Here is a 23,318-nt window from a genome sequence, read left to right as displayed (position 1 = left end):
CCAGGAGCACTCATGGCCCCCCTCAAGATCACTGTGATCGGCACCGGATACCTCGGCGCCACGCACGCCGCGGCAATGGCGGAGCTGGGGTTCGAGGTGCTCGGACTGGACGTGGTGCCGGAGAAGATCGCCATGCTCGCCGCCGGGCGCGTACCCATGTACGAGCCCGGGCTGGAGGAGTTGCTGGCCTCCCACGTGGCCGGACTGCCGGGCTCCACGGGCCGGCTGCGCTTCACCACCTCCTGGGAGGAGGTCGGCGCCTTCGGCGACGTCCACTTCGTCTGCGTGAACACCCCGCAGAAGCACGGCGAGTACGCCTGCGACATGAGCCACGTCGACTCCGCCGTGGAATCGCTCGCCCCGCACCTGACCCGGCCCGCCCTGGTCGTCGGCAAGTCCACCGTGCCGGTCGGCTCCGCCGAGCGCCTCGCCGCGAAGCTGATCGCGCTCGCCCCGGCCGGCGAGGAGATCGAGCTCGCCTGGAACCCGGAGTTCCTGCGCGAGGGCTTCGCCGTCCAGGACACCCTGCACCCGGACCGGATCGTCATCGGGGTCGACGGCGAACGCGCCGAGAAGCTCCTGCGGGAGGTCTACGCGACCCCCATGGGCGAGGGCACCCCGCTGGTCGTCACCGACTTTCCCACCGCCGAACTCGTCAAGACCGCCGCCAACTCCTTCCTCGCCACGAAGATCTCCTTCATCAACGCCATGGCCGAGGTCTGCGAGGCCGCCGGCGGTGACGTGGTGAAGCTGGCCGAGGCCATCGGATACGACGAGCGCATCGGGAAGAAGTTCCTGCGCGCCGGCATCGGTTTCGGCGGCGGCTGCCTGCCCAAGGACATCCGCGCGTTCATGGCGCGGGCCGGCGAGCTCGGCGCCGACCAGGCCCTGACCTTCCTGCGCGAGGTCGACTCCATCAACATGCGCCGCCGCGGCCACATGGTCGAGCTGGCCCGCGATGCCGTCGGCGGCTCCTTCCTCGGCAAGCGCGTCGCCGTGCTCGGCGCCACCTTCAAGCCCGACTCCGACGACGTCCGCGACTCCCCCGCGCTGAACGTCGCCGGCCAGATCCACCTCCAGGGCGGCCAGGTCACCGTCTACGACCCCAAGGGCATGGACAACGCCCGCCGCGTCTTCCCCACCCTCGGGTACGCCGACACCGCCCTGGACGCCGCCCGCGGCGCCGAGGTCGTCCTGCACCTCACCGAATGGCGGGAGTTCCGCGACCTGGACCCCGCGGCCCTCGGCGAGGTCGTCACCGACCGGCTCGTCCTCGACGGCCGCAACGCCCTCGACCCCGCCCTGTGGCGCGCCGCCGGCTGGACCTACCGCGCGATGGGCCGGCCCCGCGCCTGACCACGGTGCCCGACCAGCGCACCTGACCACGGCACCTGACCACCGCGCCCGTCCCCGGCGGGCCTTGATCCGCTTCGTTCCGGAATGCGCGGTTTCACATCTCGTCACCGGATCGTTGGCGGGAGCCGCCGGGCCGCGCGCAATGGATCGCTAGACTCACGGCCGATGACCAGTACGAGCACGACCATCGACTCCGCACTCCGGGGGCGCGCCGGCCGCCTGGCCATGGCGGGCTTCTGGCTGGCCACCCGGACCCTGATGGTGGTCCTCCTGGTGGTGAACCTGCACGGCACCTCCTCGGTGCGCGTGGAGATCACCCAGACCTACAACAACTGGTACGACGTCCTCGTCACGGGGACCATGCCGCACGACGACGTCATGTGGCAGTACCCGCCGGCCGCGGCGGCGATCTTCCTGTCGCCCGACCTGCTCCCCTTCCTCAGCTACTTCCAGGCCTTCGTCGCCCTGACCGTGATCTGCGACGCGCTGATCGCCGTCGGCCTGGTCCGCGCCGCCCGGCGCGCCGACGGCAGCCTGGCCGGCGCCGTGCTGTGGCTGACCACGCTGCCGCTGCTGCTGTCGCTGCCCTTCGGCCGCTACGACCTCCAGGTCACCCTGCTCGCCGTCGGCTCGCTGCTGTGCCTGCGCTTCCGCCGCAAGCTCGGCGGCGTCCTCGCCGGAGTCGGGGCCCTGGTCAAGGTCTGGCCGCTGCTCACGCTGATCGGCACCCCGCGCGGCCGCACCACCCGCGACGCCGTCGTCTCGGCCGTGGCGGCCGGGGCCGTACTGCTCGCCGTGCTCGCGCTGTTCTTCCGCGACACCCTCGGCTTCCTGGGCAACCAGGGCAACCGCGGCATCCAGGTCGAGTCCCTCGGCGGCTCCGCCCTGATGCTCGGCAAGCTCGTCGGAGCCTGGTCCGGGAAGGTCGAAGTCCGCTACGGCGCCTACGAGTACCTCGGCCCGTACGTCTCCAGCGTCGCCCTGCTCTCCGTCGGCCTCACGGTCGTCGGGTTCGCATGGCTGCTGCTGTGGCGGGTGAAGGCCCGGCGCTGGACGACCGCGACCCCGCTGGACGCCGCGCTGTGCGCCATCCTCGTCTTCACCGTCACCAGCCGCGTGCTCAGCCCGCAGTACCTGATCTGGCTTGTCGGCCTCGCGGCCGTCTGCCTGACCTGCAAGCACACCACGCAGCGGCCGGTGGCCTGGCTGATCGTCGCCTCGACCGCGCTCAGCACGGCGATCTACCCGCTCACCTACGGCTCGGAGATCCTCCCCGGCACCGGCTTCGGCACGTTCCTGCTGGTGCTCCGCAACGGCCTGCTGGCCTGGGCCGCCGTCTGGTCCTGCCTGCGCCTGTGGCGGGCCAGCGTGAGCCCCGTCCCCGAAACCGGGGCCGTGAACGGGAACGACGCCGGGACCGCGGCGGTCCCGGCGTCCAAGGCCGGCTCCGAGGTCCCGGCGCGCGTCTGAATCCCGCTCAGGACGCCCTACGGTGCTGCGCCGCGCGGGCCGTGAACTCCGCGTCCCGCACCACCCGCTGGGCGTTACCCCAGGTCAGCAGCGCCAGGTCGGTCTCCGGCCAGCCCCGCTCCAGCAGTTCCGCGATCAGTCGCGGATAGCCCGAGGGATCCGTTAGTCCCGCCGGCCGGGGGGAGCCCGGCTCGGCGCCGAAGCCGGCGCCCAGGCCCACGCAGTGGGGGCCCGCGACGGCTCGTACATGCTCCACGTGGTCGGCCACCGCGTGCAGGGAGTCCCCGGTCAGCGCGGTGTCGAAGCTGACCATCGCCAGGCCGTTCGCCGCGCGCAGCGCGAGCAGCACCTCGTCGGTCACGTTGCCCGGGTGCGGATTGAGGGCGGCCGCCCCGGTGTGCGAGATGATCACCGGCGCCTTGGAGGCCGCGGCGAGCTGGCAGGCCGGCGCGGGCGGGCAGCCCCGGAGGTCCAGCAGCATCGCCAGCCGGTTCATCTCCTTGACCACCTCGTGGCCGAAGGCGGTCAGCCCCTCCATCGCCCACGGCGCCCCGGCCGGCGCGAGGATCCGTACGCCCAGCGCGTGGAAGGCGCGCAGCACGCCCAGCGAGTCCGTCAGGGTGCGGCCCGGCACGGGGCCGAGGAGGGAGGCGATGCGGCCCCGGTTGCGGGCGTCCGCCAGGTCGTCCGCGGTCAGCGCGAGGCAGAGACTGTCGGGGTATCGGCGCATCAGGGCCAGCGCCACGTCGATCTGTTCGAGGGTGTCGGACACCACCTGGTCGGTGGCCTCGGCCTCGCGCGGCATGAGCAGCGACCAGAACTGGGCGCCCACTCCCCCGGCGCGCAGCCGCGGGATGTCGGTGTCGACGCCCGTGTCCGAGGTGTCGATGTCGTGGTACGGACTTGTCCGAAGGGTCCAGACGAGGGTGTTGCAGCCATCCGCGACGGGATGGACGCAAAGCAGTGCGGCGGCCCGGTCCAGGGCGCCCGGGAGCAACGTGCCGGTGGGATCCTCGGCTCCTAGGGAGCCGGGGCCCACGGGGGTCACCGGGTTCGTGTGCGGTTCGTCCTGCAGGTCGGCCATGGCGTGCGCTCCGGTCTCGGCGGCTGTGTCGTTGCGAAAAGCAGCGGGAGAGAAGCAGGGAAGATGTTGCCACCGTGACATGTGGGACGCCGGGGGCGCCCGGCGGATGTGGCGTTCGGGTGTAACCGGCAGTGTTCGCTGGTCACGGTCCGTACGCCGGATCCGCCGGGCGGGGGCGGCCAGGAAGCGGCGGGGCTCCTCGGCCTCACACCTGGAGCACCGCGTTGGACGGGCCCCGGGAGGCCGACTGCTCGCGCGCCACCGCTTCGGCGTCGCGCAGCGTCCGTACCGCGTTCGACCAGGTCAGCTTGGCCAGGTCGGCCTTCGACCAGCGGCGTGCCAGCAGCTCGGCGACCAGGTTGGGGTACCCGGCCACGTCGTCCAGCCCGGACGGGGTGAAGGCGGTGCCGTCGTAGTCCCCGCCGATGCCGATGTGGTCGACCCCGGCCACCTCGCGCATGTGGTCGAGGTGGTCGGCGACGGTGGCGGCCGTGGCCACCGGGCGCGGGCGCGCCTCCTCGAAGGCCCGGTGCAGGGCCATCGCCCCGGGGGTGGTGTCGAGGTGGTGGTAGCCGTGCGCGCGCAGGTTCTCGTCGGCGGCCAGGGTCCACTCGACGGCTGCCGGGAGGATGAACTTGGGCACGAAGGTGGCCATCGCGACCCCGCCGTTGGCCGGCAGCAGCGCCAGCACGTCGTCGGGGATGTTGCGCACGTGGTCGCAGACGGCCCGGGCCGAGGAGTGCGAGAAGACCACCGGCGCCGCCGTGACCGCGAGCGCGTCGCGCATCGTGGTCGCGGCGACGTGCGAGAGGTCGACGAGCATGCCGATCCGGTTCATCTCGCGGACGACCTCGCGGCCGAACTCGCTGAGACCCCCGTGCCGGGGCTCGTCGGTCGCCGAATCCGCCCAGTCGATGGTGTCGTTGTGCGTGAGCGTCATGTACCGCACGCCGAGCTGGTGCAGGGCGCGCAGGGTGGCGAGCGAGTTGTTGATGGAGTGCCCGCCCTCGGCGCCCATCAGCGAGGCGATCCGGCCCTCGGCGCGCGCCGCCTCCATGTCGTCGGCCGTCAGCGCCCGCACCAGGTCGTGCGGGTAACGGTCGATCAGCTGGGCGACGACGTCGATCTGCTCCAGGGTGGCGCTGACCGCCTCGTCCCCCGCGTAGTCGGAGCGCACGTAGACCGACCAGAACTGCGCGCCGACCCCGCCGGCGCGCAGCCGGGGGATGTCGGTGTGCAGGTGGCCCTTCTGGTCGCGGCCGATGTCGCGCCGGTCCAGGTCGTAGCGCACCGTCTCGCGCAGGGCCCAGGGCAGGTCGTTGTGTCCGTCGACGACCGGGTGCTCGGCGAGCAGTTCGCGCGCCGCGTCCAGGTGCCGGGCGGCGCCCGTCCCGCCCGCCGCGCTCACTTGCCGAACCCGAACGACTCCTGGCCGGCGACCTTGTTGCGCAGCCGCTTGCCCTTCTCGGTGGCCTGGTCGTTGAGGTCCTGGAGGAAGTCGTTCATCCGGGCCCGCAGCTCCGGGTCGTGCGCGGCCAGCATCCGTACGGCGAGCAGCCCGGCGTTGCGGGCGCCGGCGATCGAGACGGTGGCGACGGGGATTCCGGCCGGCATCTGGACGATCGACATCAGGGAGTCCATGCCGTCGAGGTACTTCAGCGGGACGGGTACGCCGATGACGGGCAGCGGGGTGACGGAGGCGAGCATGCCGGGCAGGTGGGCTGCCCCGCCCGCGCCCGCGATGATCGCCTTCAGGCCGCGCCCGTCGGCCCGCTCCCCGTACGCGATCATCTCGCGGGGCATCCGGTGCGCGGAGACCACGTCGACCTCGTAGGGGATCTCGAACTCGTCGAGGGCCTTGGCGGCGGCCTCCATGACGGGCCAGTCGGAGTCCGAGCCCATGACGATGCCGATGACGGGAGCTGCTGCGGAGGTGCTCATTCGGTGATGGATCCTCTGAGATAGCCGGCTGCGTGACGTGCGCGCTCCAGCACATCGTCCAGATCGTCGCCGTAGGTGTTGACGTGGCCGACCTTGCGGCCCTGTTTCACGTCCTTGCCGTACATGTGGATCTTCAGCTGCGGGTCGTGGGCCATGCAGTGGAGGTACGCCGCGTACATGTCCGGGTAGTCCCCGCCGAGCACGTTCGCCATGACCGTCCAGCGGGCGCGGGGGCGCGGGTCGCCGAGGGGGAGGTCCAGGACGGCCCGTACGTGGTTGGCGAACTGGGAGGTGATGGCACCGTCCTGCGTCCAGTGGCCGCTGTTGTGCGGGCGCATCGCCAGTTCGTTGACCAGGATCCGGCCGTCGGTGGTCTCGAAGAGCTCCACGGCCAGGTGGCCGGTCACGTCGAGTTCCTTGGCGATGCGCAGGGCCAGGGCCTGGGCCTCGCCGGCGAGGGCCTCCGAGAGGTTCGGGGCGGGGGCGATGACCGTGTCGCAGACCCCGTCCACCTGGATCGACTCCACGACGGGGTAGGACACGGCCTGGCCGTGCGGGGAGCGGACGATGTTGGCCGCGAGCTCGCGGACGTAGTCCACCTTCTCCTCGGCCAGGACCGGGACGCCCGCCTTGAACGGGGCCTCGGCGTCCGCCTGCGTACGGACGAACCACACGCCCTTTCCGTCGTACCCGCCGCGCACCGTCTTGAGGATGACGGGGAACCCGCCGACCTCTTCGGCGAAGGCCGCCGCGTCCGCCGGATCGCTCACGATCCGGTGGCGGGGGCTGGGCGCGCCGATCTCGTCGAGCCGGGCGCGCATCACCCCCTTGTCCGCGGCGTGCATCAGCGCGTCGGGCCCGGGGCGGACGGCGATGCCGTCGGCTTCCAGGGCCCGCAGGTGCGCGATGGGCACGTGCTCGTGGTCGAAGGTGATCACGTCACAGCCGCGCGCGAAGGCGCGGAGGGTCTCCAGATCGCGATAGTCGCCGATGACGACGTCGCTCACGACCTGGGCCGCCGAGTCCTGTGGGGTGTCACTGAGGATCTTGAATCTGATGCCGAGGGGGATACCCGCCTCGTGGGTCATGCGGGCGAGCTGTCCGCCGCCGACCATGCCGACTACCGGGAACGTCACTCCTCCAGGGTATCCGGCGGTATTCCGCCATCCGGACCCGCATCGGGACGCCCCTGGCCGGTACCCGGCGCTCGGGTGTGGCGGGTGTGCCGTGTGTCGCACGGTGTCCGAAGGCGCAGACGGACCGATGGGGCGACACTTAGCATGGGCGCGCACGGGTCAACGTGTGACGTAAACGTGTGACGCCTCATACGGGGGCCCCGAAGACAGGACTGAGCCTCATATGAGCAAGCCGGAGAACGGATCCGTCCTCGACCGCGTGCGCGGGCTCGCACGCGAGATCGCCAGGTTCGGGGCCGTCGGCGGGCTGGGGGTCCTGGTCAACCTGGGCGTCTTCAACCTGATCCGGCAGGTCACCGATCTCCAGGTGGTGCGCGCGAGCGTGATAGCCACGCTGGTGGCCATCGTCACGAACTACCTGGGCTTCCGCTACTTCGCCTACCGGGACCGGGCCGACCGGACCGGAGCGGGCCGCACCCGTGAGCTCGGGCTGTTCGTCGCGTTCAGCGCGATCGGGCTCGTGATCGAGAACGGCATCCTGTTCACGGCCACCTACGGCTTCCACTGGGACGGGCCGCTCGCCTCGAACTTCTTCAAGTTCACGGGCATCGGCATCGCCACCGTGTTCCGCTTCTGGTCCTACCGCACCTGGGTCTTCAAGGCCCTGCCCGCGCCGTCCGCGGCCTCGCTGGTCGTCGAGCAGCGCGACGGACAGGCCCCGGCGGCCCCGGCCGACGCACAGGCCCCGGTGGCGCGGACCCCGGAGACCGCCGCGAACTGAGGTTCCCTGCCTCCGGCCGCCCTCAGCGGACCGTCTGCTCCGGCTCGGAGTGCTCCGGCGCGGTCCGGCTGAGGAACAGGGCGAACACCGGCGGCCGGGTCTGGAGCAGCTCCAGGCGGCCGCCGTCGGCCTCCGCGAGGTCCCGGGCCACGGCGAGGCCGATGCCGGTGGAGTTGCGGCCGCTGATGGCCCGCTCGAAGATCCGGTTGCCGAGGTCCGGCGGAACGCCCGGCCCCTCGTCCGTGACCTCCAGTACGGCCTGGTTGCCGATCACGCGGGTCCGCAGGGCCACGGTGCCGCCGCCGTGCATGAGGGAGTTCTCCACCAGGGTCGCCAGGACCTGCGAGACCGCGCCCGGGGTGCCCACGGCGCGGATGCCGGTCTTCCCGGAGCGGACGACGGCCCGGCCGGCGCTGCGGTAGGCGGGGCGCCACTCCTCCAGCTGCTGTTTGACGACCTCGTCCAGGTCGAAGGGGACGGCCGAGCCCGTGCGCGGGTCCCTGGAGTTCGTCAGGAGCCGCTGGACCACGTCCGTGAGCCGTTCCACCTGGGTGAGGGCGATCGTCGCCTCCTCCCGTACGGTCTCCAGGTCGTCGGTGACGGTGATCTCCTCCAGCCGCATCGACAGGGCGGTGAGCGGGGTGCGCAGCTGGTGCGAGGCGTCCGCGGCCAGGCGCCGCTCGGCGGTGAGCATGCGGCCGATCCGCTCGGCGCTGGAGTCCAGTACGTCCGCGACCCGGTCCAGCTCGGGGACCCCGTACCGCTTGTGGCGGGGCCGCGGGTCGCCCGATCCGAGGCGCTCGGCCGTCTCGGCGAGGTCGGTCAGCGGGGAGGCCAGCCGGTTGGCCTGGCGCACGGCGAGCAGGACGGCCGCCACGACGGCGAGCAGGGCGACGGCGCCGACCACGGCCAGGGTCCGGCCGACCTCGCGGGTGACGGTGGAGCGGGACTCCTCGACGACGACGGTCTCGCCCTGCTCCCCGCGGGCGGTGCCCCGGATGACGCTGTCGGTGATGTGCGTCCCGATCTCGACCGGCTCCCGGCCGGGGATCGTGATCCGGGCGTACCGGCCGGGGTCGAGCTGTTCGGCGAGCGTGCCGGGGTCGACCGGCTTCTTCTCCAGGACGTCGCTCTCGACGATGCCCACCAGCCGCAGCGCCTCGGACTCGATGCGGTCCTGGGCGCTGCTGGTGATGGTGCGGGTCTCGACGATGACGAGGGAGACCCCGAAGACGGCGATGACGACGAGCACCACGGCGAGCGTGGAGTTGATCAGGCGGCGGCGCATGGGTCAGAGAATGCCCTAGATATGCGGTCCGGGGTGGTTTCAGCTCTTCTCGAAGGTGCTCTCAGCTCTTCTCGAAGCGGAAGCCGACCCCGCGGACGGTGGCGATGTAGCGGGGGTTGGCCGCGTCGTCGCCGAGCTTCTTGCGCAGCCAGGAGATGTGCATGTCGAGGGTCTTGGTGGAGGACCACCAGGTGGTGTCCCAGACCTCGCGCATGAGCTGGTCGCGGGTGACGACCCGGCCCGCGTCGCGGACGAGGACGCGCAGCAGGTCGAACTCCTTCGCCGTGAGCTGGAGCTCTTCCTCGCCCATCCACGCGCGGTGCGATTCGACGTCGATGCGCACCCCGTGGGTGGCCGGGGCCTGGGAGGCCTCGGTGGCGCCGCGCCGCAGGAGGGCCCGGACACGGGCGAGCAGCTCGGCGAGCCGGAAGGGCTTGGTCACGTAGTCGTCGGCGCCGGCGTCCAGGCCCACGACCGTGTCGACCTCGTCGGCGCGGGCGGTGAGGACCAGGATCGGGAACCCGTGGCCCTCGGCGCGCAGCCGGCGGGCGACCTCCAGACCGTCCATGCCCGGCAGGCCCAGGTCCAGCACGACGAGGTCGATGCCGCCCTGCAGTCCCGCGTCCAGGGCGGTGGGGCCGTCCTCCCGGACCTCGACCTCGTACCCTTCCCGGCGCAGGGCGCGGGCCAGGGGTTCCGAGATGGATGCGTCGTCCTCGGCGAGCAGTACACGCGTCATGTGGGTGATGGTAGTCCGCGGCGGGGGAAAGAAGAGGCCCGCCTGCAAGCCCCTCTCTATCTGGGCCCATTAACCCCTCACGGCCTTCGAATGCACCCAGTTGGTTCCACCGGAACCTGTGATCCATATCTCAAGTACTTTCATATGCGGCACTGTCGTGTCGTATGGTGTCGAGACGCCTGATGCACTATCTCCAAGAGACTTTCGAGCCAAAACCAGCCGAAAGTCTCTATTTCTGCCCTGATCGGGCAGGCATTGTTGTCGCACCGCCCGTTCCGGGCAGATGACAGTGAATGACCTATGGGCCGGGCCCTTCGCGCGATGGAGCGCGACGGGGCGTGGATCCCGGTTACGGATGTTCTTTCGTCTTCGCCCCCGCGGAGCGAACCCCCGGGCGTGGGGTCCGGAACACCCGAAGCCGGTACCGGCCACCCCTCACCGGGCGCCGTTGAGCTCACGAAGCCGCGCGTCCCGAGCAAGCAAGGATCGACCATGGCTTCCAGCCTGACGAAGGACTCGGCGGACCCCTCCACCGAGAAGACCTTCTTCGGACACCCCCGTGGCCTGGCCACTCTGTTCATGACCGAGATGTGGGAGCGGTTCTCCTACTACGGCATGCGCGCCCTCCTCGTGTACTACCTGGTCTCGGGCGGCGCCGACGCCGCCACGGGCAGCCAGGGCGGCGGCCTCGCGATGACCGCGGCGACGACCACGGCGATCTACTCCGTGTACGTCTCGATGGTCTACCTCATGGCCATGCCGGGCGGATGGTTCGGTGACCGCGTCTGGGGCGCCCGCAAGACGGTCGCCATCGCCGGCTTCGTGATCATCGCCGGTCACGTGTCGCTGGCCGTGCCGGGCCAGGCGATGTTCTTCGTCGGTCTGATCCTCGTCGCAGCCGGTTCCGGTCTGCTGAAGGCCAACATCTCCACGATGGTCGGCCACCTGTACGACGGTCCCGAGGACCCGCGCCGCGACGGTGGCTTCACGCTCTTCTACATCGGCATCAACCTCGGTGCCTTCGTCGCCCCGCTGGTCGTCGGTACGGTCGGCAAGGAGCACAACTGGCACCTGGGCTTCGCGCTCGCCGCCGTCGGCATGGCGCTGGGCCTCACCCAGTTCCTGCTTGGCACCAAGCACCTGAGCCCGAAGAGCAGCCTGGTCCCGAACCCGCTGACGCCGCAGGAGCGCAAGGCCGTCCTCACCAAGGTCGCCCTCGCCGTTCTGGGTGTCGCCGTCTTCTACGGCGCCGTGGTCGCCCTCGGTGCCTACACGCTGAACTGGGCCCTGGTCCCGCTGACGCTGGCCGGCCTGTTCATCCCGATCGCCGTGCTGACGCGCATCAAGCGCGACAAGGACCTGTCGGTCACCGAGCAGTCGAAGATGACCGCGTACATCTTCTTCTTCATCGCCGCCGCCGTCTTCTGGATGATCTACGACCAGGGTGGCTCCACGCTGTCGCTGTTTGCGGACGACAAGACCGCCGACACCGTCTTCGGCCTCGGCTTCTCGGCCACCTGGTACCAGTCGCTGAACCCGCTGTTCGTGATGGCCCTGGCACCGGTCTTCGCCTGGCTGTGGCTGTGGCTGGCGCGCAAGAACCAGGAGCCGAACACCATCGTGAAGTTCGCGATGGGTCTGGTCCTGGTCGGCGCCTCGTTCTTCGTCTTCATCGTCCCGATGAACATGGCGGGCGGCGACGTCAAGGTCTCCCCGATGTGGCTCGTCTCGATCTACATGATCCAGACCATCGGTGAGCTGTGCGTCTCCCCGGTCGGCCTCTCCGTCACCACGAAGATGGCTCCCCAGAAGTACGCCTCCCAGATGATGGGCGTCTGGTTCCTCGCGGTCACCGCCGGTGACTGCATCACCAGCCTGCTCTCCATCGCCAAGGTGGACCTGAACGGCACCTGGATCATCGGCTTCGAGGCCTTGGCCGCCGTGATCGCGGGCATCGCGGTCTACTCGTACCGCAAGAAGGTCCAGTCCCTGATGGGCAGCGTCCACTGACGCGTCCGACCTCGCGGAACGGCCCGGCACACCGAAAGGTGTGCCGGGCCGTTCCGTCGTTGCGGGTGGGGCCTACCGCTGGCCGCGCAGGCGGCGCCACGGGGTGAAGGTGAAGACCGCGGCGCCGAGCAGCATGACCGTGCCGGCGACCAGGGCCAGGGCCTTGATGCCGCCGTCGTCCGATGCTCCGGTCTGGGCGAGGCCGCCCGAGGTGCTGCCCGAGGTGCCCGAGCTGCTCCCGCCCGAGGTGCCGGAGCCGCCGGGCTGGGCGGCGGTGTCGAGCGTGAGCGACACCGCGCTGGTGGTCGCGGCGCAGGGCACCACGATCGGGGCGGCGCCCGGGGCCATGACCACGTTGATCGTCAGCTGGCCCGGGGTCAGCGTGGTCTTGCCGGTCTTGCCCGGCTTGTAGGTGCCGGTCATGTCGTTGAGGCTGACCGGCGAGCCGGCCTTGATCGCCTCGGCGTTGGCCGGACCGCCGACCTTGACGGTGCCGCTGTCGGCGCCGCCCAGCTTGATGTCCATCTGGGGCTTGAGGGCTCCCGCCGGAAGGTCCGCGGGGCTGTTCATCACGCCCTTGGCGGTCGTGGCGGTCAGGTCGTAGCTGCCGCCGTTCTTCTTCGCGTTGATCGTCACCTTGCCCTTGAGCGGGCCTCCGGGGATGAAGGCCCCGCAGTCGAAGGTGACGTCCACGGTCTGGCCCGGGAAGTCGGTCTGGCCCCCGCCGGACGGGGAGGGTGCGGGGCTGGTGGGCGGAGCCGTCGTGGGCGGCGGGGTGGTCGGTGGCTTGCTGGTGGGCGGCGGGCTCGTGGGCGGCTTGCTGGTCGGCGGCGGGGTGGTCGGCGGGGTGGTGCCGCCGCCGGCCGTCACCTCCAGTTCCAGGGACGGCTTGGGGCTGTTGCCCGGGGTGCAGGTGGAGGTGGTGCCCATCGCCTTGATCAGCAGGACACCGGCGGTGAAGGTGACCTTGCCGGACTTCTTGGGCGTGTACGTGCCCGACAGGTCGCTGATCTTGATGGGCGTGTTGGCCGGGATGGGCTCGGGGTTGGCCGGGCCGGTGACATCGACCGTCCCGGCGTCCACGCCACCCAGGACGATCTTCGCGCTCGGGGTCATCGCGCCCGCGCCGAGCTCGATCGGGCTGGAGGAGACGCCCTTCTGGAAGGACATCGTCAGCTTGTACCCGCTGCCCTCCTTGACGGCCTTGATGTCGATCGGCGAGACCGCCGACTTGTCCCCGATCGGCGTCTTGCAGTCGTACTTCACGTCGACCACGTCCGCCTGAGCCGGCGTGGCCCCCATGGCGATGCCCGCGCCGCCGAGCAGCAGCGCGACCGCGGCCGCGCTCGCCCTCCGTTGGGTTTTCACTGAAGTCCCTTCGTCGTCGGACTGTTCTCAGACGGTGCGGACGTCTGTGGTGCAGGTGCTTCTGTTTCCTGTGGCCCCGGCGCGCTGTCCGGGGTGAACCACGGCAGTGCCGCCGTGGTGGTCTGTGGGGGTTCGGCCGGCGGGGCGGAGCGGGCCAGCGGTCCTCGTACGGGACCCCGCGCGGGCCCCCGTACCGCCGGGATCCGGGGCAGCCGGGCGGTCACCGCCGCCGCCGGGTCGGGCTGCGGGCGGTAGCCGCGGTGGCGGCCCCCGCTCACCGAAAGTCCCGTCCGGGGGCGGACCTTGTCGACGACGGCCATGCCGATCCGGAAGATCCCGGCCGGGATCACCAGCAGGAGCAGGCCCCAGAACAGCAGCACCCCGTACGGGCGGGCCACGCCCCAGGGCTGCGTGGCCAGGACCGTCTCCCCGTACTTGAGGGAGAGGGTGTAGTCGCCGTGGGCGCCGGCCGACAGGGTGGCGTCGAGGGCGACCTCCGCCTTGCCGCCGGGCGGGATGGTGCCCTTCCAGCGGACCTCTTCCCAGGTCGGCGCGAACACCCCGTGGGCGGTGCCGAGCTGGAAGACCGGGTCCTTGACCGCGGCGGAGCCGAGATTGCCCACGGTGACCGTGAACTTCCGGCCGGGCGGGGCCCCGAACCAGGTCAGCACCCCGTCCTCCCCCTTGAGCTGCACCCCGGTGAGCAGGGCGAGCCGGGCCGTGCCGCCCTCGGCGGGCAGGTCGGCCACCGGGTGGTCGGTGATCTTCAGCGGGGCCCCGACGGTGGACTGGTCCCCGTTGACGGAGGTCACGTTGACCACGCAGGGGCAGGGCTTGGGCGGGCCGACCACCGGGAGCTGCGCGGAGAAGTGCCCGTCGTCGGCGACCGAGACGGCCACGCCGTCGGCGTTGGCGCAGCTGTTGGTGCCGCCGATCATGTTCTGCCCGCAGACCAGCAGCATCACCATGGTCTTGGCCCGCCAGCCCGTTCCGGTGACGGCTATCTCCGTGCCCTTGGCGGCTTCCTTGAGCGAGAGGGCCACGGCAGGTTTGGGCCCGTCGTCCGCGGCGGCCGGGGCCGCCGTGAACAGCGCCAGCGCGCACACCACCAGCCCCGCCGCCAGCCCCGCGCGTCCCGCGGCGACCAGGGCCCTGACCTTGCCGCCGTGTCTCCCACCGGCCTTGGCGCTCACCTGGGTGCTCCCGTCAACTCGTGTTCCGGCGCTGGGGCTTCTTCGGGTACGGCGCTCCCGTGCGGTGCGGGCCCGGACCCGGTCCCGTCGCCGGACCGGATCCGCCGCTTGCGTTCCAGGAGCAGCGCGGCCGCCGCGACGGCGCCGAGGCCCAGCAGCCCGAGGCCGGTCGCGCCCGCGATGCCCCAGGGCACGAACCAGGCCGAGGTGCTCCCCGTGGCGCGGGCGCCGCCGGGGGCCGTGACGGTGAGGGTCAAGGCGACCCGGTCGAACACGGGCGCACCGGGCCAGGGTTCGGTCAGCTCGACGCGCTGGCCGGGCAGCACCTCGACCGGCAGGGTGCGGATGCTGCGGCCCGCGACCTTGCCGAGGGCTCCCTCGGCGCTGATGGCGAGCTCGGGGGCGAGGGCCACGTTGCCGCGGTTGACCAGCGTGTACGCGACGCGCGCGGTCGCGCCCTTGCCCCGTACGGAGACGTCCTCGACCGTGAGCGCCGCCAGCGCCGGGCCGCCGACGCGCAGGTGGACCCGTACGCCCACCTCGCGGCCGGACTCGGTGGCGACGACGGCGGCCGGGTGGTCCCCGGGCGGGGAGCCGGGCGGCACGGTGACGGTGAAGGGGACCACGGCGCGGGTGTGCGCCGGGACCTTGACCGTGGTGCCCGCGCCGAAGCTGATCCACAGGCCCGCGCCGGTGGACTCCCTGGCGGAGCGCACGGCGAAGGCGCCGGCCGCCGTGTTGTAGGCGTCGGCGCCCCGCAGGGTGATGGTGTGCTCCTGGTCGCTGGTGTTGGCCAGGGCGAGGCGGTCCTCCAGCACCGTGCCGGAGGTACCCGCGGCGTAGAAGAACGGGCGGGCCCCGGACTTCGCCGTCGCCGGTGCGCTCCCGGCGACGGGCTCGGCGGTCCAGCCGGGCTCGTCGGCGGCGGCCGGGGCCGCCATCGTGCAGGAGAGCACGGCGGCGGCCACGGCGGCGAGGGCGGCGCGGAGGAGCCCGCCGGGCCTTCGGGGCGAGTGGAGCACGGACATGACCGGGTGCGCTCCGTTCAGGACCGGGCCCGCTGGCCGCGCCGGGTCAGCCAGAGCACGCCGGCCGCGCCGGAGAGGAGCACGGTGGCGCCGAGGGTTCCGAGGGCGATGGCGGAGTCCTCGGGGCCGGTCTGCGGGAGGCTGTCCCCGGTCGATCCGGTCGATCCGGTGGAGCCGGTGGAGCCGGTCGAGCCGGTCGCGCTGCCGCCTCCGGGGGCCGTCACGTCGAGTTCCAGGGACGGCTTGGGGCTGTTGCCCGGGGTGCAGGTGGTGGTCGTACCCATCGCCTTGATCGTGAGCACGCCGGCGGTGAGGTTGACCTTGCCGGACTTCTTGGGCGTGTACGTGCCCGAGAGGTCGCTGATCTTGATGGGGGTGTTGGCCGGAACGGCCTCGGAGTTGGGCGGACCGGAGACCGGTACCGACACCTTCTCCGCGCCGTCGACCATGATCACGGCACTGGGCGTCATCGCGCCCTTGCCGAGCTCGATGGGGCTGGAGGAGACGCCCTTCTGGAAGGACATCGTCAGCTTGTACCCGCTGCCCTCCTTGACTCCTTTGATCTCGATCGGCGAGACCGCCGATTTGTCCCCGATGGGGGTCTTGCAGTCGTACTGGACGTCGACAACGGCCGCATGGGCTGCAGGGGCGGCCAGCAGTACCGCCGCCCCCGCCAGCGCGGAGGCCAGCGCGAGCGCGGTGGAGCGTTTCCGGTCGGACACCTTCGTCTTCCCCTCGAACCTTGGGCCACAAGTTACTGACGGCACATCAGATTGGTGGCTCAAGGTAGCCCCGGGGCCTTACGGAGGGAAGACAAAGGACAGCGCCGTATCAACAGCCCGTCCACAGGCGGTGCATGGGCCGCCCACGGACCCCCCGGACGCCGCGGTCCGCACCCGGGGGCGGTCTGCGGCGTCCGGATTCAGGCTGTTTCAGGCCGTCTTGAGGCCCTTCTGCCAGACGGCCGAGACCAGCGGAACACCCGGCCGGTAGGCGAGGTGGACATGGCTGGGGGCGTCCAGCAGGGCCAGGTCGGCGCGGGCGCCGGGGGTCAGGACGCCGATGTCGGCGCGGCGCAGGGCGCGGGCGCCGCCGGCGGTGGCGGACCACAGGGCCTCGTCCGGGGTCATCCCCATGTCGCGGACGGCGAGGGCGATGCAGAACGGCATCGAACTCGTGTAGGAGGAGCCCGGGTTGCAGTCCGTCGACAGCGCCACCGTGACCCCCGCGTCGAGGAGCCGGCGGGCATCGGGCCACTGCGCGCGGGTGGAGAACTCCGCACCGGGCAGCAGGGTGGCGACGGTCGTGCCGGCCGCCTGGGCGAGGGCGTCGACGTCGGCGTCGGTGAGGTGGGTGCAGTGGTCGGCGGAAGCGGCTTCGAGCTCGACGGCGAGCTGTACGCCGGGGCCGTGGGAGAGCTGGTTGGCGTGGACGCGCGGGATCAGCCCGGCGGCGGCCCCGGCGGTGAGGATCGCACGGGCCTGGTCGCCGTCGAAGGCACCCTTCTCGCAGAACACGTCCACCCAGCGGGCGTACGGGGCGCAGGCGGTCAGCATCTCGCCGGTGACGAGGTCCACGTAGCCCCCCGGGTCGTCGGCGTAGTCCGGGGAGACGATGTGCGCGCCGAGGTAGGTGACCTCCTCGGTGTGCGCGGCGGCGATGCGGAGTGCTCGTGCCTCGTCCTGGACCGTGAGGCCGTAGCCGGACTTGGTCTCGAAGGTGGTGGTGCCCTGGCGGCGGGCCTCGTGGAGGTGGCGCACCAGGTTCGCTTCGAGCGCGGCGTCGGAGGCGGCGCGGGTGGCGGCGACGGTGGTGCGGATGCCGCCGGCGGAGTAGCTGTGGCCGGACATGCGGGCGTTGAACTCGGCGGTGCGGTCGCCCGCGAAGACGAGGTGGGAGTGGGAGTCGACGAAGCCGGGGATGAGCGCCCGGCCCTGCGCGTCGAACGCCTCGTCGGCGGGCGGGGCCTTGTCGGCGGGGCCGACCCAGGCGATGCGGTCACCGTCGATGACCACGGCCGCGTCCTGGATCAAGCCGAGGGGGGTGCCGTCGCCCAGTGCGGGGTCGTTGGTGACGAGGCTGCCGATGTTGGTGATGGTTGTGGTGGTCATGAGTTGCCGTCCTCGGGGTGGGGGAAGGCCCGCCGCAGGCGGAGTGGTCAGCCGCGGAGGGCGGCGATGGTGGTGGCCAGGGCGGACGGGACGTCCGCCACCTGGGTGTGGGCTCCGTCGCGGACGATGTGGCGGCCGCCCACCACCGTGTGCCGGACATCGGCGGCGGAAGCGGCGAAGACGGCCGTCTCCGCGCCGAGGCGGGGCAGCGCCCCGGCCGTGCGGACGGAGTCCAGGGCGATGGTCGTGAAGTCCGCCAGGGCTCCCGCCTCCAGGCGGCCCGCCTCGGACCAGCCCAGCGCCGCGTGCCCGTCCTCCGTGGCGGCGGTGAGCAGGGCGTTCGCCGTCCAGTGGCCGCGGGTCCGGCTGCTCAGGCGCTCGTTCAGCTCCATCGCCCGCGCCTCTTCGAGCAGGTCGATCACCGCGTGGCTGTCGCTGCCCAGCGAGAGCGGACTGCCCGCGCGCTGGAGGCGTACCGCCGGCCCGATGCCGTCGGCGAGGTCGCGTTCGGTGGTGGGGCACATGCAGGTGCCGGTGGTGGTGGAGCCCAGGAGCGCGATGTCCGCGTCGGTGAGGTGCGTGTTGTGCACCCCCGTGGTGCGCGGACCGAGCACCCCGTGCTCGGCGAGCAGTTGGGTCGGGGTGCGGCCGTGGGCCGCCAGGCAGGCGTCGTTCTCGGCGGTCTGCTCCGAGAGGTGGACGTGCAGCGGGGCCCGGCGTTCGGACGCCCAGGCGGCGACGGTGGCGAGCTGCCCCGCCGGTACCGCGCGGACCGAGTGGATCGCGGCGCCGATCAGGGCGTGTTCGCGGGGCTTGAGGGCCGAGACCCGCTCGGCCCAGGCGTCCGCGGTGCCGTCGGAGAAGCGCAGCTGGTGGGGGTTGGGTGCTTCTCCGAAGCCCGCCGCCAGGTACGCCGTGTCCAGCAGGGTGATCCGGATGCCGGCCTCGGCGGCGGCCGCGATCAGGGCCTCGCCCATGGCGTTGGGGTCGGCGTACGGGACTCCGCCGGGGGCGTGGTGGACGTAGTGGAACTCGCCCACCGCGGTGATGCCGGCCAGCGCCATCTCGGCGTAGACGGCGCGGGCGAGCGCGAAGTAGCTGTCGGGGGTGAGGTTCAGGGCGACCTTGTACATGAAGTCGCGCCAGGTCCAGAAGGTGCCCGAGCCGACCTGGACCGTCGAGCGCAGGGCCCGGTGGAAGGCGTGGCTGTGCGCGTTGGCCAGGCCCGGGACCGTCAGGCCGCGCAGGACCTCCGCTCCCGGGGGCGGGGTCTCGACCCCGGTCCGCAGGGCGGAGATCCGCCCGTCGTCTGCTTCCGCGGCGGAGCCGCTCGTGGACACGTCCAGGGCTACGCCCGGCTCGACATGGGTGCCGAGCCAGGCGTGCTCCAGCCAGTACGTCTTCAGCGGCACGCGAGGCCTTCCAGTACGTCGGCGAGGGCGAGGACGCCCGCCACGCAGTCGTCCTCGGCGGCGAACTCCCGCGGGGAGTGCGAGACCCCGGTGGGGTTGCGCACGAACAGCATGGCGGTCGGGACGGCCGCCGAGAGGATCCCGGCGTCGTGTCCCGCACCCGTGCCGAGCACGGGGACGGACCCGCCGAGGATCCGGTTCATCTCCTCGCGCAGGGCGTGCTCGAACTCGACGACCGGGGTGAAGGATTCCCGGACCACGTCCAGGTCGATCCCCTCCGCGTCCGCGCGCTCGCGGGCGGCCTTCTCGATCGCGGTCACGACCGTGTCGAGGGTGGCCTGGTCGGCGGCGCGGGAGTCGAGCCAGCCGCGTACGAGGGAGGGGATGGCGTTGACCCCGTTGGGCTCGACGGCGATCTTCCCGAAGGTGGCCACGGCCCCGGCGAGGGCCGCCTCGGCGCGCGCCGCGAGCACGGTCTGCGCGTACGTGAGCATCGGGTCGCGGCGGTCGGACAGCCGGGTGGTGCCGGCGTGGTTGGCCTCGCCGCGGAAGTCGAAGCGCCAGCGGCCGTGCGGCCAGATCGCGGAGGCGATGCCGACCCGGTCCCCGGAGAGGTCGAGGGCGCGGCCCTGTTCCACGTGCAGTTCGACGAAGGCGCCGATGCGGGCGAGGCGTTCGGGGTCGGCGCCGATGGTCTCGGGGTCGTAGCCGGCCGCCTCCATGGCGCGGGGCAGGCTGACGCCGTCCGCGTCGCGGAGCTCGTACGCCTTCTCCTTGGTCAGCTGCCCGGCGCTGAGCCGGGAGCCGACGCAGGCGAGGCCGAAGCGGGCCCCTTCCTCGTCGCCGAAGTTGGTGATGGCCAGGGGCCTGGAGAACTCCGCTCCCCTCCTGCGGAGTTCGTCCAGGGCCGCGAAGGAGGACACCACCCCGAGGGGGCCGTCGAAGGCCCCGCCGTCGGGGACGGAGTCCAGGTGGGAGCCGGTGACGACGGCGTCACCGGCCAGGGGGTCGCCGAGCCAGGCCCACTGGTTGCCGTTGCGGTCGGTCTCGTACGCGAGCCCGCGCGCTTCCGCCTGCGCCTGGAACCAGGTCCGGCAGTCGGCGTCGGCGCCGGTCCAGGCGTGGCGGCGGTACCCGCCGGAGTCCGCGTGGCGGCCGATGGGCCGGAGCTCGGCCCACATGGAGTGGAACGAGGCTCCGGCGGCGGCGTCCTGGGTCACGCCGAGTCGCCTTCGCGCATCGGGATGCGGACGCCGCGCTCGTCGGCGACCGTCTCGGCGATGTCGTAGCCGGCGTCGACGTGGCGGATGACGCCCATGCCCGGGTCGTTGGTCAGGACGCGGCGGATCTTCTCGCCCGCGAGCTTCGTGCCGTCGGCGACCGTGACCTGGCCCGCGTGGATGGAGCGGCCCATGCCGACGCCGCCGCCGTGGTGGATGGAGACCCAGGAGGCGCCGGAGGCCACGTTGACCATGGCGTTGAGCAGCGGCCAGTCGGCGATCGCGTCGGAGCCGTCGAGCATGGCCTCGGTCTCGCGGTACGGGGAGGCCACCGAGCCGCAGTCCAGGTGGTCGCGGCCGATGACGAGGGGGGCGGCGAGGGTGCCGTCGGCGACCATCTCGTTGAAGCGCTCGCCGGCCTTGTCGCGCTCGCCGTAGCCGAGCCAGCAGATGCGGGCGGGCAGTCCCTGGAAGTGGACGCGCTCGCCGGCCATCTTGATCCAGCGGTGCAGGGACTCGTTCTCGGGGAAGAGCTCCAGCATCGCCTTGTCGGTCTTGTGGATGTCCGAGGCCTCACCGGACAGGGCCGCCCAGCGGAACGGGCCCTTGCCCTCGCAGAAGAGGGGGCGGATGTAGGCGGGGACGAAGCCGGGGAAGGCGAAGGCGCGGTCGTAGCCGGCGAGCTGGGCCTCGCCGCGGATGGAGTTGCCGTAGTCGAAGACCTCGGCGCCCGCGTCCATGAAGCCGACCATGGCCTCGACGTGCGTGGCCATGGACTCGCGGGCGCGGGTGGTGAAGCCCGCCGGGTCCTTGGCCGCGTAGTCGGCCATGTCGTCGAAGTCGACGCCGACCGGCAGGTACGCGAGCGGGTCGTGGGCCGAGGTCTGGTCGGTCACGATGTCGATCGGGGCGCCCTCGGCCAGCATCTGCGGGAGCAGATCGGCGGCGTTGCCGAGCAGGCCGATGGAGAGCGGCTTGCGGGCGTCGCGGGCCTCGACGGCGAGCTGGAGGGCGTGGCGCAGGTTGTCGGCCTTGACGTCCAGGTAGCGGTGCTCGATGCGGCGGTCGATCGCACGCGGGTCCACGTCGATGCAGATGGCGACGCCGTCGTTCATCGTCACGGCCAGGGGCTGGGCGCCGCCCATGCCGCCGAGGCCGGCGGTGAGGGTGATGGTGCCGGCCAGGGTGCCGTTGAACTTCTTCGCGGCGACGGCGGCGAAGGTCTCGTAGGTGCCCTGCAGGATGCCCTGGGTGCCGATGTAGATCCACGAACCGGCCGTCATCTGGCCGTACATGGTCAGGCCCAGGTTCTCCAGGCGGCGGAACTCCTCCCAGTTGGCCCAGTCGCCGACCAGGTTGGAGTTCGCGAGCAGCACGCGCGGCGCCCACTCGTGGGTCTGCATCACGCCGACCGGGCGGCCGGACTGGACGAGCATCGTCTCGTCCTGCTTGAGGGTCTGGAGGGTGCGGACCATGGCGTCGTACGAGCGCCAGTCACGGGCGGCCTTGCCGGTGCCGCCGTAGACGACGAGCTTGTCGGGGTGCTCGGCGACCTCGGGGTCGAGGTTGTTCTGGAGCATCCGCAGCGCGGCCTCCTGCTGCCATCCCAGGGTGCTCAGCTCGGTACCTCGCGCGGCACGTACGGGGCGGGGTCCTGACATGGCGGTGCCTCCTCCGTTGTTGGTCTATCTATTCACATCCTTGCGTCCTGAATAGATTCAGTCAACAGCTGCGGGTGGACGCGCCGGATGATGGGATGGCGGACATGGCAGTCGACGCACACGCGCACGCCGCCGGAGGCTCCGCCGAGGACGGCCCGGGAGCCACCGCCGAGGACGCCGCCGAGCACTCCGCCGAGGACTCCGCCCGGCGACGGGACCTGGCCGTACGGGCCGCCGTGGAGCAGGGCCTGATCGACGAGGACGCACCCCTCGTGTGCCTGCTCGACACGGCCGGCATCCGCGCCTCCGCCGCCGCTCTGACCGGCGCCTTCGCGCGGGCCCTCGCCCCCGGCACCCCCGTCCTGCACGCCTTCGCCGTCAAGGCGGCCCCGCTCGTCCCGGTGCTGCGGCTGCTCGCCGACGCCGGGCTCGGCTGCGAGGTGGCCAGCCCCGGCGAGCTGGCCCTGGCCCGCGCCGCCGGGGTGGCGCCGGAGCGCATCGTCCTCGACTCCCCCGCGAAGACGGCCGCCGAGCTGCGGGAGGCCCTCGCCCTGGGCGTCGCCCTGAACGCCGACAACCGCCAGGAGCTCGAACGGCTCGACGCGCTCGTCGCAGCGGCGGCCACCGCTTCCCCGATCGGCGTACGGATCAACACCCAGACCGGCGCCGGCACCATCGACGCCCTGTCCACCGCCACGGCCACCTCGAAGTTCGGCATCGCACTGCGCGATCCGGGCGCGCGCGAGTGGCTCGTACGGGCCTACCTGGACCGGCCCTGGCTCACCCGGCTGCACACCCACTCGGGCTCCCAGGGGGTGCCGCTGGCGCTGATCGCCGAAGGGGTGCGGGAGCTGTACGCACTGGCCGAGGAGATCAACGCGGCGGCCGGGCGGCGGCAGGTCGACACCCTGGACATCGGCGGCGGGCTGCCGGTGAACTTCACCTCGGACGCGACCACCCCCACCTACGCGGAGTACGTGAGCGCGCTGCGCTCGGCCGTCCCCGGGCTCTTCTCGGGGGCGTACGGGCTGGTCACGGAGTTCGGCCGTTCCCTGACGGCCAAACACGGGCTGGTGCTCTCGAGGGTGGAGTACACGAAGACCACCGGTGGGCGGGCGATCGCGCTCACGCACGCGGGGGTCCAAGTGGCCACCCGAACGGTGTACGCCCCTGCGGCCTGGCCGGTGCGGATCCTGCCGTACTCCGCGAAGGGGGCTCCGCTGACCGGGCCCCTCGTCGCCCAGGACATCGCCGGGCCGGCGTGCTTCGCGGGCGACCTGCTGGCGGCGGCGCGGGAGCTGCCGCTGCTGGCCCCGGGGGACCTGGTCTGCGTGCCCGACACGGGGGCGTACGCCTTCACCGCGCACTACGGCTACAATAGCCTGCCCCGACCGGCGGTGCACGGCTTCACGGTGCCCCCCTCGGGCAAGGTCCGCTTCACCCTGGCCCGTCCGGCCCAGCCGGTGTCAACCATCCCGGCGGAAGCCGGCGCAGCCACCCCGGACGCCCTCCTCTGACAC

Annotated in this window: 19 protein-coding genes; 5 read left to right on the top strand and 14 right to left on the bottom strand. The window is 72.2% G+C overall.

From position 1 onward, the window contains the following. Positions 1–12: 12 nt before the first annotated feature. Together ACFVX6_RS00745 and ACFVX6_RS00740 are read left to right on the top strand one after the other, a co-directional pair. Positions 13–1,356, top strand: a complete 1,344-nt coding sequence (locus ACFVX6_RS00745) for a UDP-glucose dehydrogenase family protein (protein WP_389686504.1) — start codon at positions 13–15, stop codon at positions 1,354–1,356. Between the two features lie 165 nt (positions 1,357–1,521). Further along, positions 1,522–2,826, top strand: coding sequence for a glycosyltransferase 87 family protein (locus tag ACFVX6_RS00740; RefSeq protein WP_389686502.1), 1,305 nt, complete (start codon positions 1,522–1,524; stop codon positions 2,824–2,826). Positions 2,827–2,833: 7 nt separating this feature from the next. Here ACFVX6_RS00740 and ACFVX6_RS00735 read toward each other — a convergent pair whose 3' ends face one another. From ACFVX6_RS00735 to ACFVX6_RS00720, 4 genes are all read right to left on the bottom strand, one after another. Beyond that, positions 2,834–3,910, bottom strand: a complete 1,077-nt coding sequence (locus tag ACFVX6_RS00735) for a membrane dipeptidase (RefSeq protein ID WP_389686500.1) — start codon at positions 3,908–3,910, stop codon at positions 2,834–2,836. 205 nt (positions 3,911–4,115) lie between these two features. Next, positions 4,116–5,318: a dipeptidase gene (locus ACFVX6_RS00730; RefSeq protein WP_389686498.1), complete on the bottom strand. Its 1,203-nt coding sequence runs from the start codon at positions 5,316–5,318 to the stop codon at positions 4,116–4,118. Continuing rightward, positions 5,315–5,851 carry a 5-(carboxyamino)imidazole ribonucleotide mutase gene (purE, locus tag ACFVX6_RS00725; protein ID WP_389686496.1) on the bottom strand — a complete coding sequence of 179 codons (537 nt, stop codon included), beginning with the start codon at positions 5,849–5,851 and terminating at the stop codon, positions 5,315–5,317. Before purE ends, ACFVX6_RS00730 begins: the two co-directional genes overlap by 4 nt. After that, positions 5,848–6,987, bottom strand: coding sequence for a 5-(carboxyamino)imidazole ribonucleotide synthase (locus ACFVX6_RS00720; RefSeq protein WP_389686494.1), 1,140 nt, complete (start codon positions 6,985–6,987; stop codon positions 5,848–5,850). Before ACFVX6_RS00720 ends, purE begins: the two co-directional genes overlap by 4 nt. Before the next feature lie 223 nt (positions 6,988–7,210). On the opposite strand from ACFVX6_RS00720, the gene ACFVX6_RS00715 reads away from it, so the two are divergent. Then, complete coding sequence (locus ACFVX6_RS00715) at positions 7,211–7,768, top strand: GtrA family protein (protein ID WP_389686492.1); 558 nt, start codon at positions 7,211–7,213, stop codon at positions 7,766–7,768. A 22-nt stretch (positions 7,769–7,790) separates the two neighbouring features. Here the strand turns inward: ACFVX6_RS00715 and ACFVX6_RS00710 are convergent, their stop codons facing one another. Next, entirely contained in the window at positions 7,791–9,056 is a 1,266-nt protein-coding gene (locus tag ACFVX6_RS00710; RefSeq protein ID WP_389686490.1) for an ATP-binding protein, read from the bottom strand. Between the two features lie 61 nt (positions 9,057–9,117). Beyond that, positions 9,118–9,795, bottom strand: coding sequence for a response regulator transcription factor (locus ACFVX6_RS00705; protein WP_243335168.1), 678 nt, complete (start codon positions 9,793–9,795; stop codon positions 9,118–9,120). Between the two features lie 492 nt (positions 9,796–10,287). On the opposite strand from ACFVX6_RS00705, the gene ACFVX6_RS00700 reads away from it, so the two are divergent. Further along, positions 10,288–11,805 (top strand): peptide MFS transporter, encoded by a 1,518-nt coding sequence (locus ACFVX6_RS00700; RefSeq protein ID WP_389686488.1) that lies wholly within the window; start codon positions 10,288–10,290, stop codon positions 11,803–11,805. A 72-nt stretch (positions 11,806–11,877) separates the two neighbouring features. Here the strand turns inward: ACFVX6_RS00700 and ACFVX6_RS00695 are convergent, their stop codons facing one another. The 8 genes from ACFVX6_RS00695 to hutU all read right to left on the bottom strand — a co-directional run bounded on the left by ACFVX6_RS00695 (position 11,878) and on the right by hutU (position 21,798). Continuing rightward, positions 11,878–13,173, bottom strand: a complete 1,296-nt coding sequence (locus tag ACFVX6_RS00695; RefSeq protein ID WP_389686486.1) for a hypothetical protein — start codon at positions 13,171–13,173, stop codon at positions 11,878–11,880. After that, on the bottom strand, positions 13,170–14,366 hold the full coding sequence (locus tag ACFVX6_RS00690) for a hypothetical protein (RefSeq protein WP_389686484.1): 1,197 nt from the start codon (positions 14,364–14,366) through the stop codon (positions 13,170–13,172). The genes ACFVX6_RS00695 and ACFVX6_RS00690 overlap by 4 nt, the downstream gene beginning before the upstream one ends. After that, positions 14,363–15,394: a hypothetical protein gene (locus ACFVX6_RS00685; protein WP_389686482.1), complete on the bottom strand. Its 1,032-nt coding sequence runs from the start codon at positions 15,392–15,394 to the stop codon at positions 14,363–14,365. Before ACFVX6_RS00685 ends, ACFVX6_RS00690 begins: the two co-directional genes overlap by 4 nt. A gap of 17 nt (positions 15,395–15,411) precedes the next feature. Then, positions 15,412–16,116: an LPXTG cell wall anchor domain-containing protein gene (locus ACFVX6_RS00680; RefSeq protein WP_389686480.1), complete on the bottom strand. Its 705-nt coding sequence runs from the start codon at positions 16,114–16,116 to the stop codon at positions 15,412–15,414. A 210-nt stretch (positions 16,117–16,326) separates the two neighbouring features. Beyond that, on the bottom strand, positions 16,327–17,505 hold the full coding sequence (gene hutI / locus ACFVX6_RS00675) for an imidazolonepropionase (RefSeq protein WP_389686478.1): 1,179 nt from the start codon (positions 17,503–17,505) through the stop codon (positions 16,327–16,329). Positions 17,506–17,552: 47 nt separating this feature from the next. Next, complete coding sequence (locus ACFVX6_RS00670; protein ID WP_389686476.1) at positions 17,553–18,917, bottom strand: formimidoylglutamate deiminase; 1,365 nt, start codon at positions 18,915–18,917, stop codon at positions 17,553–17,555. After that, positions 18,908–20,098, bottom strand: coding sequence for an allantoate amidohydrolase (locus ACFVX6_RS00665; protein WP_389686577.1), 1,191 nt, complete (start codon positions 20,096–20,098; stop codon positions 18,908–18,910). Before ACFVX6_RS00665 ends, ACFVX6_RS00670 begins: the two co-directional genes overlap by 10 nt. 35 nt (positions 20,099–20,133) lie before the next feature. Continuing rightward, on the bottom strand, positions 20,134–21,798 hold the full coding sequence (gene hutU, locus ACFVX6_RS00660) for a urocanate hydratase (RefSeq protein ID WP_389686474.1): 1,665 nt from the start codon (positions 21,796–21,798) through the stop codon (positions 20,134–20,136). A gap of 104 nt (positions 21,799–21,902) precedes the next feature. Between hutU and ACFVX6_RS00655 the strand changes: the two genes are divergently transcribed. Continuing rightward, a complete protein-coding gene (locus ACFVX6_RS00655) occupies positions 21,903–23,315 on the top strand; it encodes a diaminopimelate decarboxylase (protein WP_389686472.1) in 1,413 nt (470 codons plus the stop codon). Positions 23,316–23,318: the final 3 nt, after the last annotated feature.

Source organism: Streptomyces sp. NPDC058289 (genome assembly GCF_042880975.1).
GTDB lineage: Bacteria > Actinomycetota > Actinomycetes > Streptomycetales > Streptomycetaceae > Streptomyces > Streptomyces stoeckheimensis.
The sequence above is the reverse complement of the archived record's forward strand: the minus strand, read 5'-3'. Positions and strand labels throughout refer to the sequence as shown.